The organism is Bradyrhizobium sp., assembly GCF_019244115.1.
GTDB lineage: Bacteria > Pseudomonadota > Alphaproteobacteria > Rhizobiales > Xanthobacteraceae > Bradyrhizobium.
Genome location: NZ_JAFATE010000440.1, coordinates 1 through 2,721, shown reverse-complemented (window position 1 = coordinate 2,721; position 2,721 = coordinate 1). Strand labels below are relative to the sequence as shown.

Genomic DNA, 2,721 nt, shown 5'->3' with positions numbered 1-2,721 from the left:
CCCATAGAGTTGATCGACCAGCTGCCGGAACGCTGGATCGAGGCGGTTGCGCGGATGCGGCAGGTCGACCTTGAACTCTGCCGCCACCCGGCCCGGGTTCGACGAAAATACCAGGATGCGGTCGCACATCAGCACCGCCTCCTCGATGTTGTGGGTCACCATCAGCACCGACTTGATCGGCAGCCGACCCTCGATCCAGAGATCGATCAGGTCGGTGCGCAGTGTTTCCGCAGTCAGCACATCGAGAGCCGAAAACGGCTCGTCCATAAGGAGCAGGTCGGGATGCACGACCAGCGCCCGCGCGAAGCCGACGCGCTGCCGCATGCCGCCCGATAACTCTTTCGGGAAGGCAGACTCGAATCCGTCGAGACCAATCAGGTCGATCGCAGCCAGCGCGCGCTTGCGCCGCTCTGCCGCATCAACGCCAAGCGCTTCCAATCCCAGCTCGACGTTCTGCAGCACGGTGAGCCAGGGAAACAGCGCGAACGATTGAAACACCATGGCTACGCCATTCGGGGGCCCATCGATGGCTTTGCCGCGGCACTTGGCATCGCCCGACGACGGCGCGATCAAGCCGGCGATGATGCGCAGCAGCGTCGATTTGCCCGATCCGGAGCGGCCGAGTAGCCCGACCATCTCGCCGGAGCGAATCGTCAGGTCCACATTCTCAAGCACCAGCAGATCCTCGCCGCTGCCTTTCGGAAAGGACCGGCAGACGTTGCGAATGTCGATCAGAACGGGCTGCTTCGCTGGGTCGAGCATGTATCCCTCACAGTTCAGCCGAGGCGAAGGCGGCGTTCGCCAAAGGCATAGAGCGGCCGCCAGAGCAGCCGGTTGAACAGCGTCACCATGATGCACATGACCGCGATCCCGAGCACGACGCGCGGGAAGTCGCCAGCTTCGGTGGCCTTCGCGATGTAGGCCCCGAGCCCCGTCGCGGACAGACGCGTGTCGCCCCAGCTCGCCACCTCCGCGACAATCGAGGCGTTCCACGATCCCCCGGAGGCGGTCACGGCGCCGGTGACGTAGTAGGGGAAGATACCTGGAAGGATCACCTTCATCCACCATCGCCATCCCTTGAGATGGAAGCTTGCAGCTGCTTCCCGCAGATCGCCCGGAAAGGCGCTGGCCCCGGCGATGACGTTGAAGAGGATGTACCACTGAGTGCCAAGGATCATCAGGGGGCTGAGCCAGATATTCGCGCTGAGGTTATAGCGCACGATCAGCACCACGAAGATCGGAAAGGCGAGATTGGCTGGGAAGGCTGCGAGAAATTGTGCGAGCGGCTGAACACGTTCGGCAATCTTCGGCCGTAGCCCGATCCAGACGCCAACCGGCACCCAGATCAGCGTCGCGAGCGCAATCAGCACGACGACCCGCAACAGGGTCACGAGCCCATCCCCGATCGCGTCATAGACGTCCGAGGCACCCAAATTAGCTGATAGGTAGTGATAGGCCCGCCATGCAGCATAGCCGGTGCCGGCGGCGATCAGGGCATACCAGAGCGCGTCGATCACGCGTGAGGGCGGGGCGTACTTTGGGGACGGCCGCAGGCCAACCGGAAGAGCGATCCGCAGGGTCGAAATCGCCTTGTTCGTCGCAACAAGCGGATACGTCAACGCGCGCAGCGCGCGCGTCCGCCGAAACAGATCCAGCATCCAGGATGTCGGCGCCACGCTGGAGGCGGTCTGCTCGAAGCGGAATTTGTCCGCCCACGCCACGATCGGGCGAAACAGCAATTGGTCGTAGGCGATGATGACCAAGAGCATGGTCAAGATGGCATAGCCGATCGCGGCAAGGTCGCGCTTCTCGATCGCAAGCGCCACATAGGAGCCGACGCCGGGCAAGGTGACCGTGGTGTTTCCGACCGTGATCGCCTCGGAGGCTACGACAAAGAACCAGCCGCCCGACATCGACATCATCGCATTCCAGATCAGCCCAGGCATAGCGAAAGGAACATCCAGCCGCCAGAAGCGCTGCCAGCCGCTCAAGTGGAAGCTTTGGGTTGCTTCCTCCAGATCCTTCGGCACGCTGCAGATCGACTGGTACATGCTGAAGGTCATGTTCCAGGCTTGGCTCGTGAAGATCGCGAACACACAGGCAAGCTCGGCGCCGAGCACGTTTCCCGGAAACAGATTGAGAAAGAAAACGACTGTGAAAGTCAGAAAGCCGAGGATCGGCACGGATTGGAGAATGTCGAGCAACGGAATCATGACCATCTCCGCGCGCCGGCTTTTCGCGGCGATCGCGGAATAGACAAAGGTGAAGATGGTCGAGCAGATGATCGCGAGCAGCATCCGCATTGTGGTGCGCAGCGCATAAAGCGGAAGGTTGGCCGGGTCGAGCGAGACCGGCGTGGTCTCAATCGCGGACAAAGGCAGCGTGGTCTGCTCTCCACCATAGACGATCAGTACCATTGCGCCGATCACGAGAATCAGCGCCACGAGATCCCAGATATTGGGCCGCGGCGCTCGGGTCAGCACGGCGATGCGAAGATCCTGTAGCGTCATGGGAAGGGCTCCGTGTCAGCAGGCCTAATATTGCGTATGCACGCGAACACCGAACACTGAAGCCGGACCTCGGTCGCGGTTATAGGCTGGATTGACGATCAGTTGATAATCGAGGGTGATCTTCGAGGCAAACCAGGGGAAGTTGTAGTAGGCCTCGAAAATCCCCTCGTTGCCCGGATGCGGCAGCTGTCCGTCACCCACCAGGATGCCG

Annotated in this window: 3 protein-coding genes; all 3 read right to left on the bottom strand. The window is 61.6% G+C overall.

Annotation, left to right across the window (positions count from 1 at the left end):
• A partial coding sequence (locus JOZ76_RS19415; RefSeq protein ID WP_291700904.1) for an ABC transporter ATP-binding protein occupies nucleotides 1-762 on the bottom strand: 762 nt, incomplete at its 3' end.
• 14 nt (nucleotides 763-776) lie between these two features.
• Nucleotides 777-2,510, bottom strand: a complete 1,734-nt coding sequence (locus JOZ76_RS19410) for an ABC transporter permease (protein ID WP_291700902.1) — start codon at nucleotides 2,508-2,510, stop codon at nucleotides 777-779.
• 24 nt (nucleotides 2,511-2,534) lie between these two features.
• Nucleotides 2,535-2,721 (bottom strand): carbohydrate porin (locus JOZ76_RS19405; protein ID WP_291700900.1); only part of this gene is annotated, 187 nt, incomplete at its 5' end.